Source organism: Frigoribacterium faeni (genome assembly GCF_011761235.1).
Lineage (GTDB): Bacteria > Actinomycetota > Actinomycetes > Actinomycetales > Microbacteriaceae > Frigoribacterium > Frigoribacterium faeni_A.
On the sequence record NZ_JAAOYW010000002.1, the window covers coordinates 153,469 to 172,141 of the forward strand.

Genomic DNA, 18,673 nt, shown 5'->3' on the forward strand with positions numbered 1-18,673 from the left:
TCCTCGGGAGCCCCCATGACCACCCCCGTCTCCACCGACGCCCGCCGTCCCGGCGTGGCCGGCGCCCTCGACCGCTACTTCGAGATCAGCGGGCGGGGCTCGAGCTGGGCCCGCGAGATCCGCGGCGGCGTCGTCACCTTCGTCACCATGGCGTACATCGTCATCCTCAACCCCCTGATCCTGGGCGGCTTCAGCGAGGACCAGGCCGCGAAGGACGTCCTGGGCGGGTGGCTGCAGAACAGCCAGGTCGGCGCGGTGACGGCCCTCACCGCCGGGGTCATGACGATCCTCTTCGGGACGGTCGCGCGCCTCCCGTTCGCCTTCGCGGCCGGGCTCGGCATCAACTCGTTCCTCGCCGTGACCGTCGTGCAGGACGTCACCTGGCCCGAGGCCATGGGCCTCGTCGTCATCAACGGCCTCGTCATCACCATCCTCGCCGTGACCGGCCTGCGCAGCATGATCTTCAGCGCCGTCCCCGCCGCGCTCAAGACGGCGATCACGGTCGGCATCGGCCTGTTCATCGCGTTCATCGGCCTCGTGGACTCGGGCTTCGTGCGCACGAGCGGCGCCTCGTCGCCGCCCGTGCAGCTCGGCGACGGCGGGTCGATCAGCACGCTCCCCACCATCACCTTCGTCATCGGGCTCGTCGTCATCGGCGTGCTGATGGCCCGCCGGGTGCGCGGCGCGATCTTCATCGGCATCGTCGCGTCGACGGTCGTCGCGATCGTGCTGCAGGCGATCTTCCAGGTGCCGACCTCGAACGGCCAGAACCTCGACGACTGGAACCTCAACGCCCCGGTGATGCCGACGCAGATCGTGGCGCTGCCCGACCTGTCGCTGATCGGCGACATCAGCTTCGGTGCCTTCGCGCGCATCGGCGTCCTGTCGGCCGTCATGCTCGTCTTCACCCTGGTCTTCACGAACTTCTTCGACGCCATGGGCACCATGACCGGCCTCGCCAAGGCGGCGGACGTCGCCGCGCCGGACGGCACGTTCCCCCGCCTGCGCTCGGCGCTCGTCGTCGAGGGCATCGGCGCGATCGCCGGCGGCGCGACCAGCTCGTCGTCGAACACCGTCTTCGTCGAGTCCGCGTCGGGCGTCGGCGAGGGCGCGCGCACCGGGTTCGCGTCGGTCGTCACCGGCCTGCTCTTCGTGCTCGCCATGTTCTTCACGCCGCTCACGCAGGTGGTGCCGCTCGAGGTCGCCGCCGCGGCCCTCGTCATCGTCGGCGCGCTGATGGTGTCGCAGATCAAGGACATCGACTGGACCGACTTCTCCGTCGCCCTGCCCGTGTTCCTCACGATCATCGTCATGCCGCTGACCTACTCGATCGCCAACGGCATCGGCGTCGGCTTCGTCACCTGGGTCGTCGTCCGCGCGTTCTCGGGCAAGGTCCGCGAGATCAGCCCGCTGCTGTGGATCGTCGCCGTCGGCTTCCTGGTCTACTTCGTGCGCGGCCCGATCGAGTCGCTCATCGGCTGACGCCCCCGCGCCGCGCGCGCGCCGCCCCGCGCCTCCGCGCCCGCGAGACACCCCGAAGTGGGGGGGGGGCCCCCCCGGGGGGGGGGGGGGCGGGCCCCGGGGGGGGGGGGGGCCCCCCCCCCCCCGGGGGGGGGGGCGCCCCCCCCCCCCCCCCCCGCGGGGGGGGGGGGGGGGGGGGGGGCGGGCCCCCCCCCCCCCCCCCCCCCGGGGCCCCCCCCCCCCCCCGCGCCGGCGCCCCCCCCCCCCCCCCACTCGGGGGTGCGCGGCGGCCTCCCGCCCGGGGCCGGGCCGCGCCGTGGGCTGCGGCGCGAGCCGCGGTGCACCTGCGGCGCACGGCGCGGTCGCCTACTCTCAGGGGGATGACGGTCTCGCTCGGTCTCCCCACGATCCCCCGGCGCCTCGCCGCGGGCGACGCGGGCGCCGCCCTGCCCGCCCGGCCCGCCGCCGACTCGGCCCCCGGCCTGCTCGACCGCTTTGGCCGCACCGCGACCGACCTGCGCGTGTCGCTCACCGACCGCTGCAACCTGCGCTGCACCTACTGCATGCCCGCCGACGGCCTGCCCTGGCTGCCGAAGGACCAGGCGCTCAGCGCCGACGAGATCGTCCGGCTGGTGGGCGTCGGCGTGCGCGACCTCGGCGTGCGCCAGGTGCGCTTCACGGGCGGCGAGCCGCTGCTCCGCGCCGACCTCGTCGACATCGTGCGCCGCGTCGCCGCGCTCGAGCCGCGCCCCGACATCTCGCTGACCACCAACGCGATCGGCCTCGCGCAGCGCGCGGGCGCCCTCGCCGACGCCGGGCTCGACCGCATCAACGTGTCGCTCGACTCGCTGCACGCCGAGACCTTCGAGACGCTGACCCGCCGGCCGTTCCTCGACAAGGTGCTCGCCGGCGTCGACGCCGCCGCGGCGGCCGGGCTGACCCCGATCAAGATCAACGCGGTGCTGCTGCCCGGGGTCAACGACCACGAGGCGGCCGACCTGCTGGCCTGGTCGCTCGAGAGGGGCCACGAGCTGCGCTTCATCGAGCAGATGCCCCTCGACGCGGACCGGACCTGGCACCGCGCCTCCTTCGTGACGGCCGACGACATCCGGGGCAGGCTCGCCGAGCGCTTCGTGCTGAGCCCGCACGCCGCTCCGAGGGACGGCGCGCCCGCCGAGCGCTTCGACGCGGTCGGCCTGGGCGCCGAGGCCGGGCTCGCGGGCACGGTCGGCATCATCGCGTCGGTCAGCGAGCCGTTCTGCGGCGACTGCCGGCGCACCCGCCTCACCGCCGAGGGAGGCGTGCGCAGCTGCCTCTTCGGCGACGCCGAGACCGGCCTGCGCGACCCGCTGCGCGCCGGGGCGAGCGACGCCGAGCTCGCCGATCTCTGGCGCGGGGCCATGTGGGCGAAGCCCGCCTCGCACGGCATCGACCGCGACGACTTCGTGCAGCCCGTCCGCACCATGAGCGCCATCGGAGGCTGACCGTGACCCGCACCACCCTGAGGTTCTTCGCCGCCGCCCGGGCCGCCGTCGGGCGCGACGAGCAGGTCGTCGAGGTGCCGGCGTCGGAGTCGCCGACCATCGGACGGCTGCTGACCGAGGTGCGCCCGGTCGAGGGCACGTCGGCGGCCGACTGGCGCGACGTGCTGCTGCGCTGCTCGTTCCTCGTCGACGGGGTGACCACCCGCGACCGCGAGCAGGTCGTGGCCGACGGCGACGTCGTCGACGTCATGCCGCCGTTCGCCGGCGGCTGAGCCGGACTGCGCCGGGTCGGGCGGCGCCGGGTCGGGCGGCCTAGCGGCGCCGGACGGACGGCGCCGGACGGGCGCGCGTCAGGCGCGGGCGCGCGTCAGGCGCGGGCGGCCGAGGAGGCGCGCAGCTGCCAGGCGAGCATGCCCCCGTCGAGCACGGCCACGTCGTAGCCGTCGGCGACGAGCAGCTCGGCCGCCGCCCGCGCCCTCGGCCCGCGGGCGCAGTACGCGATGACGGGGAGCCCCGGGTCGAGCTCGGGGCGCTGCCGGGTGCGGACGCCCAGGCCCGCCGCGAGCACGTCGCCGGGCAGGTGCGCGAAGGCGTGCTCGTCGGGCTCGCGGACGTCGAGCAGGGTGAAGGCCGCCTCGCCCGCGTCCCGGGCCGCGAGGAGCTCGACGAGGTCGTCGACCGAGACGTCCGGGCTGCGGGTGCCGGGGGCCGCGGTCGCGGGCGGCGTCGCCTGGCCGGCCCGCGCCTCCTCGGTGTCGGCACCGGGCACGGACGACCCGGCGCCGGCGGTCGCGGTGCGGGAGGCGTTGGCCGCCGCCCGCTCGGCGGCACGGTGCGGCGCCCGGCGGAGGCGGCTCTCGCGCCAGGTGGCCGCGCCCGCGTCGATCGTCACGACGCGGCCCAGCAGGGGCTCGCCGACGCCCGTCACGAGCTTGACGACCTCGCTGGCCATCACCGAGCCGACGGTGCCGCAGAGCGGCCCGAGCACGCCGACGTCGGCGCACGACTCGTCCCAGCCGCCGGCCGGGGCGGACGGGTGCAGGTCGCGGTAGTCGACGGCACGGCCGTCGGGGGCGGCGTCCCAGAAGACGCTCACCTGGCCGTCGAGCCTCGCCACGCTGCCCCAGACGACGGGCAGGCCGCGGGCGGCGGCCTCGTCGGCCACGACGTAGCAGGTGTCGAACGAGTCGCTGCCGTCGACGACGACGTCCCAGCCGTCGAGCAGCCCCGCGGTCTCGGCGGTCAGCCGCACGGGGTGCACGACGACGTGCGTGTCGGGGGCCGTGGCGCGCACGCGCTCGGCGGCGATCCGGGCCTTCGGCAGGCCGACGTCGCCCGGCGAGAACAGCACCTGGCGCTGCAGGTTCGACCGGTCGACGACGTCGTCGTCGACGACTCCCAGCGTCCCCACACCCGAGGCTGCGAGATATTGGACAGTCGGCGATCCCAGACCGCCGGCGCCGACGACCAGCACGCGAGCCGCGCGCAGTCGGGCCTGGGCCGTCAGCCCGAAGCCCGGCAGCCGCACGGTGCGCGACCAGCGCTCGTCGGTCTCGTCGCCGGCCGCCGGCCCCGACGTGCCCGACGCGACCGAGACGAGAGGGGGCAGTGACGACATGGCAGACCTCCTGAGACGGGCCGCGGACGACGCGACCCCGCCCACAGTAACCCGCGCCCCGGGGCCCGAGCAGCCGCCGACGCGGGGGCCGTGGGGGCGCCTCCTCCACGGTCGCCACACCGACGCGGTGCTGATCGGCGTGCTCGCGACGGTCGTCTCCGGCGCGTTCCTCTGGGTGCCGTCGGTCTGGTACGACGAGGCCGCCACGGTCGTCTCGGCGACCCGCACCTGGGGCCAGCTCTGGGCCATGATCCACACCGTCGATCTCGTCCACGCCGCCTACTACGCGTTCATGCACCTGTGGTTCGACGTGTTCCCCTACTCGCCCACCTCGCTGCGCGTGCCGAGCGCCCTGGCCACCGGCGTCGCCGCCGGGCTCACCGTGTCGCTCACGCGCATCCTGGTCGACCGGCGCACCGCGGTCGTCGCGGGCCTGCTGTTCACCGTGCTGCCGCGCGTGACGTGGATGGGCGGCGAGGGCCGCTCGTACGCCCTCTCGGCCCTGTTCGCCGTCGCCCTCACCCTCGTGCTCGTCGTCGCGGCGCGGCGCACCGCCGAGGACGGCCACGCGCGCACCCGCCGGTCGATCACGCTCTGGTGGGTCGGCTACGCCGTGCTGGCCGTCGTGGCCTGCGCGTTCTTCCTGTACATCGCGCTGCTCGTCGTCGGGCACGCGCTGACCATGCTCGTCCGGGTGCTGCGCGACCGACGCGACCACGCCGCCGAGCGCGCCGTCGTCGACGAGTGGGCCCGCACGGGCGCCGTCGCGGTCGTGCCCGCCGCGGGCAGCACCTCGGTGCGCTCGTCGCGCCGTGCCCTGCTGGGCTGGTTCGCCGGCGCCGGCGTGGCCGGGCTGGCCAGCCTGCCGCTCGCCTGGTTCATCGCGTCGCAGAACAGCCAGGTCAGCTGGATCGAGCGGCCGAGCTTCAGCACCCTGCGCGGCGTGCTCGTCACCCAGTGGTTCACCGGCAACGAGAACTTCGCCGTCTTCGCGCTCGTCTGCGCCGGCGCGACCCTGGTGGTGCTGGCGCTGCGGCTCGTGCCCGCGGCCCGAGGCTTCGCCGAGGTCGTGCTGCCGTGGATGATCGTGCCGACCGTCGGGCTCGTCGGCGTCTCGCTGGTCGTCGACCCGCTGTACTCGCCGCGGTACCTCACCTTCGGCACGCCCGCCATCGCGATGACGATGGCCGTGTCGGTCGCCGCGATCCCGTGGCGCCGCGTCATCGCCCTCGTGCTGCTCGTCGCCGTGGTGCTCACGTCGCCGTCGTACGTCGACCAACGGCAGCCGGAGGCCAAGGACTCGGCCGCGTGGGACCAGGTCGCCGATCTCGTCGCCGGCGAGCGAGCCGAGGAGGCGCCCGGCACCCGTGAGGGCGTCGTCTTCGGCCCCGTGCGGCGCCACCCCAAGGCGACGTCGCGCGTCATCCAGGACACCTACCCCGAGGCGTTCCGGGGCATGTCCGACTTCACGCTCGAGACGCCCGGCGCCGAGACCGACGGCCTCTGGGAGACCCAGTACCCGCTCGGCGACGTGCTCGACCGCACCGACGACCTCGACGTCGTCTGGCTGATCACGAGCGACAAGCAGGACTGGCGACCGCGGGTGACCGAGCAGCTCGGGTCGGTCGGCTTCACGCTCGACCAGGAGTGGGGCCTGACGCGCACCAACGTGCTGAAGTTCGTGCGCTGAGGGCGGCGCCCGTCGCGCGTGGTGCGTCGTGCGTCGCGCCTCGTGCGCCGTGCGCCTTGCGCCTTGCGGGTGCCTAGTCGGTGACGACGCGAGCGCCGGGCACCGGCCCCGTGGCCCGCACGACCGTGAGCCGGGCGGCGCTCAGGGCGATCTGCAGCTCGAGCGCCCCGTCGAGGTCGGGGGCGAGGAACGCCACCGTCGGCCCCGAGCCCGACACGATCCCGGCCAGCGCACCGTTGCCCTCGCCGAGCTCGAGCACGCGGGCGAGGCCCGGCTCGAGGTGCAGGGCGGGGGCCTGCAGGTCGTTGTGCATGACGTCGGCCAGCAGCTCGGCGTCGCCGGCGCGCAGCGCCTGGAGCACGCCCGTGTCGACGACCGGCTGGCGCACGGTCGAGATGTCGCTCGAGTGGCGCAGCCGGTGCTCGTCGAGCTCGCGGTAGACCGTCGGGGTCGACAGGCCGAAGTCGGCGAGGGCGAGCACCCACTGGAACTGCCCCTTGGCGAGGGCCGGGCTGAGCTCGTCGCCCCGCCCGGTGCCGACGGCCGTGCCGCCCGCGAAGGCGAACGGGACGTCGGCGCCCAGCTCGGCCGAGAGCTTGAGCAGGTCGTCGCGGCCGAGGCCCGTGCCCCACAGGGCGTCGCAGGCGAGTAGGGTGGCCGCCGCGTCGGCCGAGCCGCCGCCCATGCCGCCCGCGACGGGCACGGCCTTCTCGATGCTGAGGTCGACGCCGCCCCGGTACCCGGTGGTCGTCGCGAGGAGGCGGGCGGCGCGCACCGCGAGGTTGCTCTCGTCGGTCGGCACCCCCGACACGTCGACGCCGGGGCCGGCGGTCACGCGGACGGTGAAGTCGTCGGACCGGCGCGCCCGCACGTCTTCGTAGAGGGACACCGCCTGGTAGGCCGTGGCGAGCTCGTGGTACCCGTCGTCCTGCAGGTCGCCCACGGCGAGGAACACGTTGATCTTGCCCGGGGCACGGGTGTGGACCACGGTCGGGCCGGCCACGGAGCTCATGCTCCCAACCTAGTCAGTTCTGCCGGTCGCCCATGACCCGGAAAGCCCGGGTCATCGCCTCGCGGGCCGGCTCGACCCGTTCGGGCAGCCGGAGACGGCTCTGCGTGAGGCTGACGCTGCACTTGCCGCCCGTGCCCGGCGAGACCGTCAGCTGCAGGAGCACCTCGCCCTCGAGCCGCCAACGGGCGGTCGGGTGCGCGGCCGATCGACTGGTCGCCTCGGGCGCCCCGCCGGCGAACTCGGCGAAGCGCTCGACGCCGAGGTCGAGCAGCTCGAGCGGCCCGCCGCGGAGGCTCCGGCTGACCGACACCGAGAACGTGCCGTCGGCCTGCTGCCCCGGCAGGCGCATCCCGCGGGCCTGTTCGTACCGCACGGTGATCGACTGGGCCCACCAGCCGGGCACCTCGTGCTCGTCGACGAGGATGCGCGCGATCTGCGTGTGGGACAGCCGCGTCGCGTCCGCTCCGTCGAGCAACGCGAACCACTGCTCGCTGCTGCGCCCCGTGCCCGAGGCGAGACGGGCGTCGCTGATCGTGGGGCGCCTCCGGCGGTCGTCGCCACCGGTGCCCGAGCTGCTCACGAGGTCGGCCCGGCCCCTCAGGAGGCGACGCGGGCCAGGGCGAGGAAGTCGTCGACGGTGAGCTGCTCGCCCCGCTCGGTCGGCGCGAGCCCGGCGGCGACGAGGGCCTCGGAGGCGGCGGCCGACGAGCCGTAGACGCCCGAGAGCGACTGCCGCAGCATCTTGCGTCGCTGCTGGAACGCGGCGTCGACCAGCTCGAAGACGGCGAGCCGCTCGTCTTCGCTGCCCCGCGCCTCCCTGCGGTCGAAGGCGACGAGGATGCTGTCGACGTTCGGCACGGGCCAGAAGACCTGGCGGCTGACCTGGCCCGCGGTCGAGAACTCGCCGTACCAGGCCGCCTTGATGCTCGGGGCGCCGTAGATCTTCGAGCCCGGCTCGGCCGCGAGGCGGAGGCCGACCTCGGCCTGCACCATGACGAGCCCGCGCTCGAGGGTCGGGAAGTGCTCGAGGAAGTGCAGCAGCACCGGCACGCTGATGTTGTACGGCAGGTTCGCGACGAGGTGCGTGGGGCGCGACGGGAGCTCGACGACGCGCATGGCGTCGTCGACGACCACGGACAGGTCGGCGGCGGGCTGCAGCAGCGAGACGGTCGTCGGCAGCTGCGCGGCGAGCCGCTTGTCGATCTCGACCGCGACCACGTGGGCGCCCGCCTCGAGCAGCCCGAGCGTCAGCGAGCCGAGGCCGGGCCCGATCTCGACGACGGAGGTGCCCGCCGAGACCCCGGAGGCCGCGACGATGCGCCGGACCGTGTTCGCGTCGTGCACGAAGTTCTGGCCGAGCTTCTTGGTCGGCTGGATGCCGAGCAGGTCGGCCAGGTCGCGGATCTCGGCCGGGCCGAGCAGGGTCGAGCGCGACATCAGCCCTCGACCGTCACGGGCTCGTCGGTCCACGAGCCGTAGACCAGCTCGGTGTTCGACGAGATCTGCGCCGCAAGCATCGACACGTCGGTGCCGATCGTCGCGGCCATCGAGCGGAGCGTGTGCGGGATGAGGTACGGCGCGTTGGGCCGGCCGCGGAACGGCGTGGGCGTCAGGTACGGCGCGTCGGTCTCGACCATCACGAGGTGGCGGGGCAGCTGCACGAGGGCGTCGCGCAGCGGCTGCGCGTTCTTGAACGTGACGGTGCCGGCGAACGAGGCGTACCAGCCGTTCTCGGCCAGGATGCTCGCCAGCTCGGGCCCGCCGCTGAAGCAGTGGAACACGGTGCGCGCGGGCGCGCCGAGCTCGAGCAGCAGGTCGACGACGTCGTCGTGGGCGTCACGGTCGTGGATCTGCAGGGCGAGATCGTGCTTCTTGGCGATCTCGACGTGCCGGGCGAACGACTCGAGCTGCGCGTCGCGGCCCTCGGCGCCGGTGCGGAAGAAGTCGAGGCCGGTCTCGCCGACGGCGCGCACGCGCGGCCGCGCGGCCAGCTCGTCGATCTCGTCGAGCGCGTCGTGCAGCTCGCCGCGGGCGGCGAGCAGCGGGGCCTCGTTCGGGTGGATGGCGACGGCGGCGAGCACCCGCGGCTCACGGGCCGCGATGTTGGCCGACCAGCGCGACGTCTCGAGGTCGGTGCCGACCTGGACCACGCCGCGGACCCCGACGCTCGAGGCACGGTCGAGGTGCTCGCGGTAGTCGAGGGCCGGGTGCTGCTCGGTGCCGTCGCCGTCGGCGATCTCGAGGTGCGTGTGGTTGTCGTACACGGGCACGACGAGGGCCTGCGGGCTCGGCGGGTAGCTCAGGTCGCGGGTCTGCCCGCCCGACTCGGTGGAGGAGCGGTGACGGACGTGCGTGGGGACCTCGCCGTCGGGGACGCCCCGGGCGTCGCTCACGCGGCCGGCTCGGGCTGCTCGATGCGCGGGAACAGGCCCGCGGCGAGGGGCACGACGCTCGGGGCGCTCGACCACTCGGCGGCCCGGTCGACGGGCTGGCTCGTGAGCTCGCCCTGGCCGATCGACTCCCAGAGCGTGCGGGTCGCCGTCGGCATGAAGGGGGCCAGCAGCACGGTCAGCGTGCCGAGGCCGCGCAGGGCCGTCGCGAGCACCGTGGCGAGGCGCTCGCGCTCGTCGTCGTGCTTGGCGAGGGCCCAGGGCTCCTGCTCGGTGATGTAGCCGTTGAGCACGTCGACCAGCTGCCAGATGGACGAGAGCGCCTCGTTGATCGCGAAGCGGTCCATCGCGGCGTCGGCCTCGGCGGTGACGCGCAGCTCGGTCTCGCGCACGGCCAGGTCGGCGTCGGTCAGCTCGCCGGCGACGGGGACCGTGCCGTCGAAGTAGCGCGTGATCATGGCGACGACCCGAGAGGCCAGGTTGCCGAAGCCGTTGGCGAGCTCGGCCTGGTAGCGGGCCGAGATGTCCTCCCACGAGAAGTTGCCGTCCTGGCCGAACGTGATCGCGCGCATGAAGTAGTAGCGGAACGCGTCGGCGCCGAAGACGTCGGTGATCTGCTGGGGCGCGATGCCGGTCAGCTTCGACTTCGACATCTTCTCGCCGCCGACGAGCAGCCAGCCGTGGCCGAAGACCGCCTTCGGCACGGGCAGGCCCGCGGCCATCAGCATGGCGGGCCAGATGACGGCGTGGAACCGCGCGATGTCCTTGCCGACGAGCTGGACCGCGGGCCAGCGGCGGTCGAACTGCTCGTCGTCGACGCCGTAGCCGATGGCCGTGACGTAGTTGAGCAGGGCGTCGAACCAGACGTAGACGACGTGCGCCTCGTCCCACGGGACCTTGACGCCCCAGTCGAAGGTCTGCCGCGAGATGGAGAGGTCGCGCAGGCCCTGCTTGACGAACTGCACGATCTCGTTGCGCACGTTCTCGGGCTGGATGAAGTCGGGCTGCGACTCGTACAGGTCGAGCAGGCGCTGCTCGAAGTCGCTCATGCGGAAGAAGTAGTTGCTCTCCTTCAGCAGCTCGACGGGCTTCGAGTGGATCGCGCAGACCTGCTCGCCCTCGAAGGCGCCGGTGCCGTCGACGAGGTCACTCGGCTGCTTGTACTCTTCGCAGCCGACGCAGTAGTAGCCCTCGAACTCGCCCTGGTAGATGTAGCCGTCGTCGTGGAGCTTCTGCAGGAACCGCTGCACGCCCTTCTCGTGGCGCTCGTCGGTGGTGCGGATGAAGTCGTCGTTGCTGATGTCGACGGTCTCGAGCAGCGGCTTCCAGGACTCGGTGACGAGCTTGTCGGCCCACGCCTGGGGCGTGACGTCGTGGCTGGTCGCGGTGCGCAGGATCTTCTGGCCGTGCTCGTCGGTGCCCGTGAGCAGCCAGGTGTCGTCGCCGCGCTGGCGGTGCCAGCGGGCGAGCACGTCGGCTGCGACCTCGGTGTAGGCGTGGCCGATGTGCGGCACGTCGTTGACGTAGAAGATGGGCGTTGCGATGAAGAAGGAGTCGCCGGCGGGCATGGTGACCATCTTAGGTGCGGGCACCGACGCCGCGACGCGGCCCGCGCCTCCTCGGCACCGGCCCGTGCGGGCTCAGGAGGGGCGGGGCGCCTTGGCCGCGAGGGCCGCCTGGTAGAGGTCGCGGCGGGAGAGGCCCGTGGCGGCGGCCACGTCGGTCGAGGCCTCCTTGAGGCGGGCGCCGTCGGCGACGAGGGCCTGCACCTGCGCCAGGCCCGTGGCGAGGTCGAACTCGCGCTCGGGGGCGCCCTCGACGACGACGCAGATCTCGCCGCGCACGCCCTCGGCCGCCCACGACGCGAGCTCGGCGGCGGAGCCTCGCCGCACCTCCTCGTGCAGCTTGGTCAGCTCGCGGCAGACGACGACGCGGCGGTCGGCGCCGAGGGCCGTGGCCACGTCGCCGAGCGACTCGGCGAGGCGGTGCGGCGACTCGAAGAACACCATCGTGCGGCGCTCGTCGACGAGGGCGCCGAGCACCCGCAGGCGGTCGCCCTGCTTGCGCGGCAGGAACCCCTCGAAGCTGAAGCGGTCGGTGGGGAGCCCCGACACGGCGAGCGCCGTGAGGACGGCGCTCGGCCCGGGGATGGCCGTGACGGTGACGCCCGCCGCGGCCGCCGCCTCGACGAGCGGGAACCCGGGGTCGCTGATGGCGGGCATGCCGGCGTCGGTGAGGACGAGCAGGTCGGCGCCGCGGGCCAGCTCGACGAGCTCGGCCGCCTTCTCGCGCTCGTTGTGCTCGTGCAGGGCGATGAGGCGCGGCCGGTTCTCGACGCCGAGGGCGCGCATGAGGTGGACGGCGGTGCGGGTGTCCTCCGCCGCGACGACCTCGGCGTTCGACAGCGCCTCGACCAGCCGGCGGGAGGCGTCGCCGAGGTTTCCGATGGGGGTCGCGGCGAGGACGATCATCCGGCCATTCTCCCCCGGCCGTGCGGCCGCGGAGGACGGGCCGAATACGATGGCCGGATGACCAGCCAGGGCGATCGTGAGTTCGACGTCCTGGTCGCCGCCGACGCGACCTCCGTCGACGCTGGCGGCCCCGACGACGACGCGACTTCCGTCGCCCCCGACTCCCCCGCCGAGCCCGCCCACGCGGCCCCCGAGCCCGCCGAGCGACCCGGGCCGCCCCGCGCCCCTCGCCCCCTGCTGCGCGTCGACGCCTGGTGGGGCCGGCTGCTGTCCACCCCGGCCCGGCGCCGCGCCTGGGCCTGGGGCGGACCGCTGCTCGTCACGCTGCTCGCCGCCGCGCTGCGCCTCTGGGACCTGGGGCGCCCCGGCACCCTGATCTTCGACGAGACCTACTACGTCAAGGACGCCTGGAGCCTCTGGAACCTCGGCTACGAGGGCTCGTGGCCGGGCGACTACGACGCCGCCTTCGCGGCCGGGGGCGCGGACGGCTACCTGGCCGCCCCCTCCTTCGTGGCCCACCCGCCCCTCGGCAAGTGGCTGATCGGCCTCGGCATGTGGGCGCTCGGGCCGGACGACCCCGCCGGCTGGCGCATCAGCACGGCCGTCGCCGGCATCCTCGCCGTGGCGCTCGTCGCGGTCATCGGCACCTACCTGGCGCGGTCCACGCTCGTCGGCACGCTGGCCGGCTTCTTCATGGCGATCGACGGCCACGCGATCGTGATGTCGCGGGTCGCGCTGCTCGACGTCTTCGTGATGCTCTTCGGGCTGATGGCCTTCGGCGCCGTGCTGCTCGACCGACGTCAGAGCGGACGGGCGCTCGAGGCATGGCTGGTGAAGAGGCGGGCCGCGGGGCGCGACATCGCCTGGGGGCCGTCGCTCTGGGGCCGTCCCTGGCTGGTCGCCGCCGGCCTGCTCTGCGGCCTCGCGACGGGGGTCAAGTGGAACGGCCTGTACTTCCTCGCCGTGTTCGCCGTCTACACGGTCGTGGTCGACGTGCTGGCGAGGCGCCGCGCCGGCGTCGAGTTCTGGCTGTCGGGCACGCTGTTCCGCCAGGCGCCCGTCAGCTTCGTGCTCACGGTGCCGATCGCGGCGGCCGCCTACGTCGCGAGCTGGACGGGCTGGTTCGTCACCCGCGGCGGCTACTACCGCGACTGGGTGGGCGAAGGAGGCGAGCGCTGGTCGGGCGCCCTCGCCTGGGTCCCCGACACGGTCCAGAACTGGTGGCACTACGAGGCCGGCGTCTACGCCTTCAACGTCGGGCTGCACACGCCCCACTCGTACGCGGCGAACCCGTTCGGCTGGCTGCTCATGCTGCGGCCGACGAGCATGTACTACCAGGGGCTCGACCAGGGTCAGGGCGGCTGCGAGGTCGCCCGCTGCGGCATGGCGATCACCTCGATCGCGAACCCGTTCATCTGGTACGCCGCCGTCGCGGCCTGCCTGTACCTGCTGTACCGCCTCGTCCGGCGGCGTGAGTGGCAGTCGGGAGCCGTGCTCGTCGGCATCGCCGCGGGCTACCTGCCGTGGCTGGCGTTCTCGGGCCGGACGGTGTTCCAGTTCTACACGATCGCCTTCGAGCCCTACCTGCTGCTCGGGCTGGCGATGGTGCTCGGCATCGTGCTCGGACGCCGCACGGACCACCCCGACCGGAGGCTCAGCGGCATCCTCGTGACGGCCATCGTCGTGGTCGTCGCCGTCGCCGTGACGGTCTTCTTCTGGCCGCTGTGGACCGGCCGGCTCGAGGACTGGGAGTTCATCCGCCTGCACTACTGGATCCCCAGCTGGAAGTGACGCCGCTCCTCCCCCGTCGGCCGCCGCCGCTCGTTCTGTGTAGCCGCGTTACGCCCCGGGGCTCCGCGTGACGCCCAGCGGCTAGCGTGGCCGCATGGCAGATCGTGACTACGGCTTCCGCACGCGGGCCATCCACGCGGGCAACGTCCCCGACTCGGCGACGGGGGCGCGCGCGCTCCCCATCTACCAGTCGAGCGCCTTCGTCTTCGACGACACCGAGGACGCCGCGGCCCGCTTCGCGCTGCAGAAGTACGGCAACATCTACAGCCGGCTCGCGAACCCGACCACCGCCTCCTTCGAGGAGCGCGTCGCCAGCCTCGAGGGCGGCCTCGGCGCCGTCGCGACGTCGAGCGGGCTGAGCGCGCAGTTCATCACCTTCGCGTCGCTCGCCGGGGCCGGCGACCACATCGTCGCGAGCGCCGCGCTGTACGGCGGGTCGGTGACGCAGCTCGACGTCACGCTGCGCCGCTTCGGCGTCGAGACCACCTTCGTCCAGTCGAGCGAGCCCGCCGACTACGCCGCCGCGATCACGCCGGCCACCAAGCTGCTCTTCGTCGAGACCGTGGCGAACCCGTCGGGCGAGATCGCCGACCTCGAGGGGCTGGCCGAGGTCGCGCACGCGGCCGGCATCCCGCTCATCGTCGACTCCACCATCGCCACCCCGTACCTCAACCGGCCCATCGAGTGGGGCGCCGACGTCGTGATCCACTCGGCGACGAAGTTCCTCGGCGGGCACGGCACCACGCTCGGCGGCGTCGTCGTCGAGTCGGGGCGCTTCGGCTGGGACAGCGAGCGGTTCCCGCTGTTCGACCAGCCCGTGCCGAGCTACGGCGGGCTCAACTGGTCGGGCAACTTCGGCGAGTACGCGTTCCTCACCCGGCTGCGGGCCGAGCAGCTGCGCGACATCGGGCCGTCGCTGGCCCCGCACTCCGCGTTCTTGCTGGCCCAGGGCGTCGAGACCCTGCCGTTCCGCATGCGCGCCCACGTCGAGAACGCCCGCGAGGTCGCCGAGTGGCTCGACGCCGACCCGCGCATCGAGCGCGTGCGGTGGGCCGGGCTGCCCGAGCACCCGCACCACGAGCGGGCGCTGAAGTACCTGCCCGAGGGGCCGGGGTCGGTCTTCACGTTCGAGCTGGCCGGCGGGCGGGCGGCGGGCAAGACCTTCATCGAGTCGGTCGAGCTCGCCAGCCACCTCGCCAACATCGGCGACGCGAAGACGCTCGTCATCCACCCCGGGTCGACGACGCACGCGCAGCTCAGCGAGCAGCAGCTCGTCGACGCGGGCGTGCTGCCCGGGTCTGTCCGCATCAGCGTCGGCATCGAGGACGCCGCCGACATCATCGACGACCTCGACCAGGCGCTGCGCGCCGCGACGAAGGAGGCGTGACGTGAGCACGAGCACCGAGACCGGCACCGAGACGGGCGCGGCAGGGACGAGCACGGGCACGGCAGGGGCGGACGCGGGCACGGTCACGACGCAGCTGGCGAACGGCCGCACCTGCGAGCTGCCCTCCAGCTCGCCACTCGCGAAGCTGCTGCGGTCGCAGCGCACCTGGGTCGGCCCGGACGCCCGGGCCCGACAGGCCATCCTCCGCGCGGCGAAGAGCGTCGCGATCGTGGGCGCCTCGCCCAACTCGACCCGCTCCTCCTACTTCGTCGGCACCTACCTGCAGCAGTCGAGCGACCTGCGCGTCTACTTCGTGAACCCACGAGCCGACGTCGTCCTCGGCGAGAAGGCCTACCCCGACCTGGCGTCCCTGCCCGAGGTGCCCGACATCGTCGACGTGTTCCGCAAGGCGAGCGACATCCCCTCGGTCGTCGACGAGGTGCTCGCCAGCGGCGCCCGCACCATCTGGGTGCAGCTCGGCATCTGGAACGAGGACGCCGCGCGCCAGGCCGAGGCAGCGGGCCTCACCGTCGTCATGGACCGCTGCATCAAGGTCGAGCACGCCCGCTTCAACGGCGGGCTCAACCTGATGGGCTTCGACACGGGAGTGATCTCGTCCCGCCGCTCGGGGCGCTGAGCGCAGCTCAGCGGGGGTCTTCGGCTCAGCTGGGGTCTTCGGCTCAGCGAGGGTCGCCCACCACGAACGACGAGTCGATCTCGCGGCCCGGCCCGGTACTGAAGGTCTCGGACCGGTCGACCGTCCACGAACCGCCCCAGACGATAGGGCGGCCCCGTCGCTGCACCACGACGTTGTCGTGCGCCGAGAGCCCGGCGGGCAGCGTCGTCGTCGAGCCCGAGCCCGACCCGACGTAGTACACGGCGTCGCGGCTCGCCCCGAAGACGTTGCCCGACACCTCGAGCGCGATCGGCGTCTCGAGCGCGTAGAAGAGGACGTGGCTGCCCCGGCCGACCTGCTGCGGCCGCGCGCCCCACCCCAGGCCGACGTCGTGGCAGACGTTGTCGACGAAGCGGCAGCTGACGACCCCGGCCGTGCCCGCGCCTCCGCGCGTCCACAGCTCGAAGGCCTGCGTGCAGCGCAGCACGACGTTCTGCTCGAACACGATGTCGGCCCACGGGCCGTCCCAGCCCTGCACGGTGGTGGCGGTGTCCCAGCAGTCGGTGATGACGCAGCGGCGCACGGTCACGCGCTGCCCGGCCTGCCAGACCTGCACGCCGTTGCCGTAGCGGCCGGCACCCGGCAGCTCGGAGCCCCCGACGTGGCTCACCGTGCAGTGCTCGATGAGCACGTCGTGCACGCCGACGTCGTCGCTGTACCCGTTCGAGCCCGTGCCGACGAGGTGCAGCCCCCGCAGCACGAGCTGCGAGGCGCCGACGACCAGCGGGTCGTCGACGGCCGCCTGCACGTTCGCGAGCGTGTCGGGCCGGGCGTCGCTGCGGACGGTGAGCACCGTGGAGCCCACCGGCGAGGCGAACTCCCACTGGCCGCGCAGGTCGCCGACGGAGTCGCGGCGGTAGGCGCGGATCTCGTCGTTCACCTTGAGGAAGCCGACGTTCGCCGTCGACGAGGAGGCGTCGCCGAGCCAGTCGGTGCCGGCCCCCGCGGCCGCGAGGTCGACCTGCCACCGGCCCGAGCCCGGGGCCGTCTCTCGCCAGCCCGCCGCGGTCGGCGTCTTGAAGGCCGAGACGCGCGGCGCCGAGCCGGAGCCGTACGAGCCGATCGTGAGGAGGCGGTCGTCGCCGGCGGGCGGCTCGACCGGACGGAGCACGCCGGCGTGCACGCGGCCCCGCGCCAGGAGCACGGTGTCGCCGTGGGCGACCTCGCGCTCGGCGAAGGCCCGGTTGAGCCGTGCCAGCGACCGCCAGGCGCTCGACGTCGACGCCCCGTCGGCGTCGTCCGAGCCGGAGGGGTGCACGTAGAACGTGCGGGCGGGGCGTCGACCCGTGGAGGCGCCGGCGGCCCGGGCGGGGGCGGCGTGGGCGCCGTCGGCGGCGGCCGCCGCCACGGCTCCCGCGCCGGCGGCCAGCAAGCCGCCGAGGAACCCACGACGGCTCGGGCCGGACGTCGCCTCGCCGGGCCGGTCGTGCTCGTGGGCGGACGGAGTCAGCTGCATGTGGTCGATCATAGGGCATGTGTGCCCGGTGACCAAAGCACAGCACATGTGGAGTGCGTGCATGTGGACATGTGCATGCATGCATGCCATATTCAGCACATGACACGAGACGCACCGCCGGCAGGCCCGCTGCTCCGACTGCCCCGCGGGCCGGGCTTCGACGCGCTGCGCTGGGTCGCCGCCACGGCGGTCGTGCTGCTGCACGGCAGCTCCGCGCTCGGCGTCGACCTGCTCGGGGGCGCCGTCGAGTTCGCCGAGCCGATCATGGTGTTCTTCACCCTGACCGGGATGTTCGTCTACGCCTCGGCCCAGTCGGCCTGGACGCGGACGGGGTCGTTCCGGCAGTACGCCCGCAACCGCCTCCTGCGCGTCGCGCCGGCGATCTGGACGTTCGCGCTCGTGGTGCCCGTGCTGCTCGCGGTCACCGGCGCCGTCTCCTGGGCCGCACTCGTCTCGCCCGAGCTGGTCCTGTGGCTCGGCTCCGCCGCCGTGCTGGTGCCCAACTACGACCCGCCGGCCTGGGCGCACGTCGGGACGGGATCCGTGAACGGCCCGCTCTACACGGTGCCCGCCGAGCTGAGCTTCTACGCGGTCGTGCCCGTGCTCGTGCTCGTCGCCGCGCGGTTCGGCTTCTGGCGCATGATCGCCGGCATGGCCGTCGTCAGCGTCGTCGGCGCCGTCGTCTCGAGCACGGGCGGTCCGCTCGTGCACGAGGTGTTCCACCACCTGTTCCTCGAGCGGGCCGCCTACTTCACCACCGGCATGGTGCTGGCGCGCGTCGGCGCGCTCGTGCCGCTGCGGTGGTGGCTCGCCCTGCTCGCCCTCGCGGCGCACGTCGCCCTGCGCGCCCACCAGGACTTCGGCCCCGACACGGGCCTGCTGGCGTCGCTGCAGCTCACGGTCAAGCCCGTGCTCTGCGCGCTGCCGGCCGGCTACCTCGTGCTCTGGGCCGGCGTGCGGACGCCGCCGGTCGTGGGGCGGGTGACGGACCGCCTCGGCGACTGGAGCTTCGGCACGTACCTGTGGCACTCGGTCGTCATCGACCTCGCGCTGTGGTGGGGCTTCGCGGGGTCGGGGCTCGCGCTGCTCGCCGTGCTCGGGGCGAGCCTCGGGCTCGGGGCGGCGTCGTGGCACCTGGTCGAGAAGAGGTTCCTGAGACGCAAGCACCTGGGGCTGCGACAGGTGGTCGCCGAGCCGGGCCCCGTGACGCCGCGTGAACGCCTCCGGGGTCGATGAC

16 protein-coding genes are annotated in these 18,673 nt (G+C 73.9%); 8 read left to right on the forward strand and 8 right to left on the reverse strand.

What is annotated here, in order from left to right; genetic code table 11:
* Nucleotides 1-15 precede the first annotated feature (15 nt).
* The 3 genes from FHR78_RS07165 (at nt 16) to FHR78_RS07175 (ending at nt 3,217) form a co-directional block, all read left to right on the forward strand.
* Nucleotides 16-1,482, forward strand: a complete 1,467-nt coding sequence (locus FHR78_RS07165; protein WP_166759856.1) for an NCS2 family permease — start codon at nt 16-18, stop codon at nt 1,480-1,482.
* A gap of 359 nt (nt 1,483-1,841) precedes the next feature.
* Nucleotides 1,842-2,945, forward strand: coding sequence for a GTP 3',8-cyclase MoaA (moaA, locus tag FHR78_RS07170; RefSeq protein ID WP_166759857.1), 1,104 nt, complete (start codon nt 1,842-1,844; stop codon nt 2,943-2,945).
* 2 nt (nt 2,946-2,947) lie between these two features.
* On the forward strand, nt 2,948-3,217 hold the full coding sequence (locus FHR78_RS07175; protein WP_347878108.1) for a MoaD/ThiS family protein: 270 nt from the start codon (nt 2,948-2,950) through the stop codon (nt 3,215-3,217).
* A 95-nt stretch (nt 3,218-3,312) separates the two neighbouring features.
* Here the strand turns inward: FHR78_RS07175 and FHR78_RS07180 are convergent, their stop codons facing one another.
* Entirely contained in the window at nt 3,313-4,563 is a 1,251-nt protein-coding gene (locus FHR78_RS07180) for a ThiF family adenylyltransferase (protein ID WP_166759858.1), read from the reverse strand.
* Here FHR78_RS07180 and FHR78_RS07185 point away from each other — a divergent pair.
* Nucleotides 4,562-6,253, forward strand: a complete 1,692-nt coding sequence (locus tag FHR78_RS07185) for a glycosyltransferase family 39 protein (RefSeq protein ID WP_166759859.1) — start codon at nt 4,562-4,564, stop codon at nt 6,251-6,253. The genes FHR78_RS07180 and FHR78_RS07185 overlap by 2 nt on opposite strands.
* A gap of 73 nt (nt 6,254-6,326) precedes the next feature.
* Here FHR78_RS07185 and FHR78_RS07190 read toward each other — a convergent pair whose 3' ends face one another.
* The 6 genes from FHR78_RS07190 to rsmI form a co-directional block, all read right to left on the reverse strand.
* Complete coding sequence (locus FHR78_RS07190) at nt 6,327-7,265, reverse strand: 4-(cytidine 5'-diphospho)-2-C-methyl-D-erythritol kinase (RefSeq protein ID WP_166759860.1); 939 nt, start codon at nt 7,263-7,265, stop codon at nt 6,327-6,329.
* Nucleotides 7,266-7,278: 13 nt separating this feature from the next.
* Entirely contained in the window at nt 7,279-7,845 is a 567-nt protein-coding gene (locus FHR78_RS07195) for a hypothetical protein (protein ID WP_166759861.1), read from the reverse strand.
* Between the two features lie 17 nt (nt 7,846-7,862).
* Nucleotides 7,863-8,702 (reverse strand): 16S rRNA (adenine(1518)-N(6)/adenine(1519)-N(6))-dimethyltransferase RsmA, encoded by an 840-nt coding sequence (rsmA, locus tag FHR78_RS07200; RefSeq protein WP_166759862.1) that lies wholly within the window; start codon nt 8,700-8,702, stop codon nt 7,863-7,865.
* Nucleotides 8,702-9,658, reverse strand: a complete 957-nt coding sequence (locus FHR78_RS07205) for a TatD family hydrolase (protein ID WP_166759863.1) — start codon at nt 9,656-9,658, stop codon at nt 8,702-8,704. The genes rsmA and FHR78_RS07205 overlap by 1 nt, the downstream gene beginning before the upstream one ends.
* Nucleotides 9,655-11,223 (reverse strand): methionine--tRNA ligase, encoded by a 1,569-nt coding sequence (gene metG / locus FHR78_RS07210; RefSeq protein WP_166759864.1) that lies wholly within the window; start codon nt 11,221-11,223, stop codon nt 9,655-9,657. The genes FHR78_RS07205 and metG overlap by 4 nt, the downstream gene beginning before the upstream one ends.
* Before the next feature lie 72 nt (nt 11,224-11,295).
* Nucleotides 11,296-12,126, reverse strand: coding sequence for a 16S rRNA (cytidine(1402)-2'-O)-methyltransferase (rsmI, locus tag FHR78_RS07215; protein WP_166759865.1), 831 nt, complete (start codon nt 12,124-12,126; stop codon nt 11,296-11,298).
* Between the two features lie 57 nt (nt 12,127-12,183).
* On the opposite strand from rsmI, the gene FHR78_RS07220 reads away from it, so the two are divergent.
* The 3 genes from FHR78_RS07220 to FHR78_RS07230 all read left to right on the forward strand — a co-directional run bounded on the left by FHR78_RS07220 (nt 12,184) and on the right by FHR78_RS07230 (nt 15,941).
* Nucleotides 12,184-13,917, forward strand: coding sequence for a dolichyl-phosphate-mannose--protein mannosyltransferase (locus FHR78_RS07220; protein ID WP_166759866.1), 1,734 nt, complete (start codon nt 12,184-12,186; stop codon nt 13,915-13,917).
* Between the two features lie 94 nt (nt 13,918-14,011).
* Complete coding sequence (locus FHR78_RS07225) at nt 14,012-15,304, forward strand: O-acetylhomoserine aminocarboxypropyltransferase/cysteine synthase family protein (protein WP_166759867.1); 1,293 nt, start codon at nt 14,012-14,014, stop codon at nt 15,302-15,304.
* 118 nt (nt 15,305-15,422) lie between these two features.
* Nucleotides 15,423-15,941 (forward strand): CoA-binding protein, encoded by a 519-nt coding sequence (locus FHR78_RS07230; protein ID WP_432207150.1) that lies wholly within the window; start codon nt 15,423-15,425, stop codon nt 15,939-15,941.
* Nucleotides 15,942-15,984: 43 nt separating this feature from the next.
* On the opposite strand, the gene FHR78_RS07235 is transcribed toward FHR78_RS07230, so the two are convergent.
* A complete protein-coding gene (locus FHR78_RS07235) occupies nt 15,985-17,436 on the reverse strand; it encodes a right-handed parallel beta-helix repeat-containing protein (RefSeq protein WP_166759869.1) in 1,452 nt (483 codons plus the stop codon).
* A gap of 99 nt (nt 17,437-17,535) precedes the next feature.
* On the opposite strand from FHR78_RS07235, the gene FHR78_RS07240 reads away from it, so the two are divergent.
* Nucleotides 17,536-18,672 carry an acyltransferase family protein gene (locus FHR78_RS07240; RefSeq protein ID WP_166759870.1) on the forward strand — a complete coding sequence of 379 codons (1,137 nt, stop codon included), beginning with the start codon at nt 17,536-17,538 and terminating at the stop codon, nt 18,670-18,672.
* Nucleotide 18,673 lies beyond the last annotated feature (1 nt).